Genomic DNA, 3,126 nt, shown 5'->3' on the forward strand with positions numbered 1-3,126 from the left:
GCGTCCACAACGACGAGGCGGCCACTCCTCGGAAGCCACCCAACGACAAGCAACCATCAGCCACACCTCGTCGCTCCAGGCATCCAGAACATCCCATCCTGAACATCAACAATCTTATGGAGCAATCATGATCATGAAATGGCTGGAGGCCGAGCGCCGCAGCGTCGCCGACCTCCTCGAAGACCTGACCGACGACGAATGGCGGCGCGACACACTCTGCGCCGGCTGGACCATGCAGGAAATGGCCGCCCACCTCACCACCTCGACCCGCACGGGCTGGGGCGACGTGATCAGGGGCGCCGTCCGGGCACGCTTCGACTGGAACCGCATGGAGGACGCCAAGGCCCACGAACTGGCGACGCAGTTCACCCGGTCGGAGCTGATCGCCCAGATCCGCTCGACGGCAGCCTCGTCGAAGCGCGTACCGATGGCCGCCCCGATCGACCCGCTGGTCGACTTCCTCGTCCACGGCCAGGACATCGCCCGCCCGCTCGGCCGCACCCGCGAGATGCCTCTCGAACCGGCTCAGGCGACTCTGGATCATGTGATGAAGAGCCCTTTCTGGGGTGCCCGCAAGCGTTTCCCCGGCGGCGTTCTGCCTGCTCTTCCGGCCTCTGAGCTGCTGATGCTGGCAACGGGCCGCGAGTTGTCCCCACCTGTGGACAACACTGTGGGCAACTCGAACACACGTTCGATCTAGACCCTTCGCTACACTAGCGACGGACCTCGTGCGGCACACATCTCGCGAACCTCCCCAGGGCCGGAAGGCAGCAAGGATAAGCGGGCTCTGGTGGGTGCACGGGGTCCCCTTTTTCTGTCGGGGGTCCCCGGTACTGTCTGCGGCGTGGCGCTCGCTCTGTATCGCAAGTACCGTCCGGCCACGTTCTCCGAGGTCGTAGGCCAGGAGCACGTGACCGATCCGCTGCGAGTCGCGCTGGCGGCGGGCCGGGTGAACCACGCGTACCTGTTCAGCGGCCCCCGAGGCTGCGGCAAGACCTCCTCGGCCAGAATCCTGGCCCGCTCGCTCAACTGCGTGCAGGGTCCCACGCCCGACCCGTGCGGCGAGTGCAACTCGTGCATCGGCCTGGCCCCCAACGGCACGGGCAGCGTCGACGTGGTCGAACTCGACGCCGCCTCCCACGGCGGCGTGGAAGACACCCGCGATCTCCGCGAGAAGGCCTTCTACGCCCCGGCCGAGTCCAAGTACCGCGTCTTCATCATCGACGAGGCCCACATGGTCACCACGCAGGGCTTCAACGCCCTGCTGAAGATCGTCGAAGAGCCGCCGGACCACCTGATCTTCATCTTCGCCACCACCGAGCCGGACAAGGTCCTCCCGACCATCCGCTCCCGCACGCACCACTACCCGTTCCGCCTGATCCCTCCGGGCGTGATGCGCAGCCTGCTCGAACGCAACTGCGCGGCCGAAGGCGTAGCGGTGGACCCGGCCGTCTTCCCCCTGGTCATCCGCGCAGGCGGCGGCTCGGCCCGCGACACCCAGTCCGTCATGGACCAGCTCCTCTCCGGCGCGGGCCCGGACGGCGTCAAGTACGAGCGCGCCATCTCCCTCCTGGGCGTGACCGACTCGGCCCTGATCAACGACGTGATCGACGGCCTCTCCGCAGGCGACGGCGCCGCGGTCTTCGGCACCATCGACCGCCTGGTCGACGCGGGCCACGACCCCCGCCGCTTCGCCAGCGACCTCCTGGACCGCCTGCGCGACCTGGTCCTGCTCTGCGCCGTCCCCGACGCAGGCGACCGCAACCTGGTCAGCGCCCCAGCAGACGAACTGGCCACCATGTCGGCCCAGGCAGAACGAATCGGCCCCGCAGCCCTGACCCGCTACGCCGAAATCGTCCACACGGGCCTGGTGGACATGCGCGGCGCCACGGCCCCCCGCCTCCTACTGGAACTCCTCGTCTCCCGCATGCTCCTGCCCTCGGTGAGCCAGTCGGAAGCCGCCCTGCTCCAGCGCCTAGAACAACTGGAACGCCGCCCCCCGGCGTCAATCGCGCCCGCCTCAAGCACCGACCAGCCGGCGGCCCCACCAGCAGGCGCCCCAACCTTCACCCGCAGGTCCCAACAACCACCCTCCGAGACCTCCCAACCAGAACCGCAGCCTCAGGCTCCGGCACCGGCCCGCCCGGCCCCCGTAACGCAGCCGGCCGCACCCGCAGCCCAGGCCCCGACCTCAGCCCCGGCCCCGGCCTCGGCGCCGGCCGTGGCTTCGGCTTCGGCTGCACCCTCGCCCCAGGAGCCTTCGGCCCCTCCGGCGGAGCCGGCAGCCGAGGCCGCCCCAGCGGCCAATGGCACCCTGGACGCGACGGCGGTCCGCCGAGTCTGGTCCGAACTGCTGGCCGCGGTCCGAGCCTCCAGCCGCAGCACCGAGGCAATGCTGACCAACGCCATGGTCAGCGAGGTGGACGGCAACGTCGTCACCATCGCCCACACCTCGGCCCCTCTGGCCCGCCGCCTGGCCGAACCCCGCAACACCGAGGCGATCGCCAACGCCCTGACCGCGATCCTCGGCGGCACCTGGCAAGTCCGCTGCGTCCACGGCACCCCAGGCGCGACCCCCCAAGCCACCCAACCGGCAAAGGTCGCCCGCCCGGCCCCAACCCGCCCAAGCCAGGCCCAAAACCCCCCGCGCCAACCAGAACCCCAACACCAGCCCCAAGCCCCACGCCCACCAGCAGACGACGTCCCCCCACCCCCAGAACCGCCGGAGCCCGACGACCCGCTCCCGCCGGAACCGGAACCGGACGACGAAGAGGCAATGCTGGCCGAAGCGGCCCGCCCAGCCGACCCAACAGCCGTGAGCACCGACCAAGACCCAGAGTCGGTAATGCTCAAACTCCTAGCCGACGAACTAGGCGCCCGCCCGCTAAAAAAGGCCTAGCCACCCCCGCACGCACCGAGCAGCCCAACGCGCCCGATGGCGAAGCCGAGGCGACCCGAAGGCGAAGCCGAGGCAATGGCGACGCCGCAGGCGAGCTGCTTTTAACGTGCGCTTCGGGTGGGGTCCCGTCACGAGTCGTGCCTGATCGTCTGCCGCGCCAGGATCGGGGTGTCAACCGGACACGCGATTTTGACGCGTGACGGCAAGACCCAGGAGAGGGGAGGCGA

General features: G+C 69.6%; 2 protein-coding genes and 1 other RNA gene. All 3 read left to right on the forward strand.

Going from position 1 to position 3,126, the window contains the following annotated elements:
• A partial coding sequence (locus ABZ345_RS47330; protein ID WP_359862336.1) for a maleylpyruvate isomerase family mycothiol-dependent enzyme occupies positions 1-700 on the forward strand: 700 nt, incomplete at its 5' end.
• 18 nt (positions 701-718) lie between these two features.
• Positions 719-813, forward strand: an RNA gene (gene ffs / locus ABZ345_RS47335) — signal recognition particle sRNA small type.
• A 31-nt stretch (positions 814-844) separates the two neighbouring features.
• Positions 845-2,899 carry a DNA polymerase III subunit gamma and tau gene (locus tag ABZ345_RS47340; RefSeq protein ID WP_359862337.1) on the forward strand — a complete coding sequence of 685 codons (2,055 nt, stop codon included), beginning with the start codon at positions 845-847 and terminating at the stop codon, positions 2,897-2,899.
• Positions 2,900-3,126 lie beyond the last annotated feature (227 nt).

This window comes from Lentzea sp. NPDC005914, from assembly GCF_040629405.1.
Classification (GTDB): domain Bacteria; phylum Actinomycetota; class Actinomycetes; order Mycobacteriales; family Pseudonocardiaceae; genus Lentzea.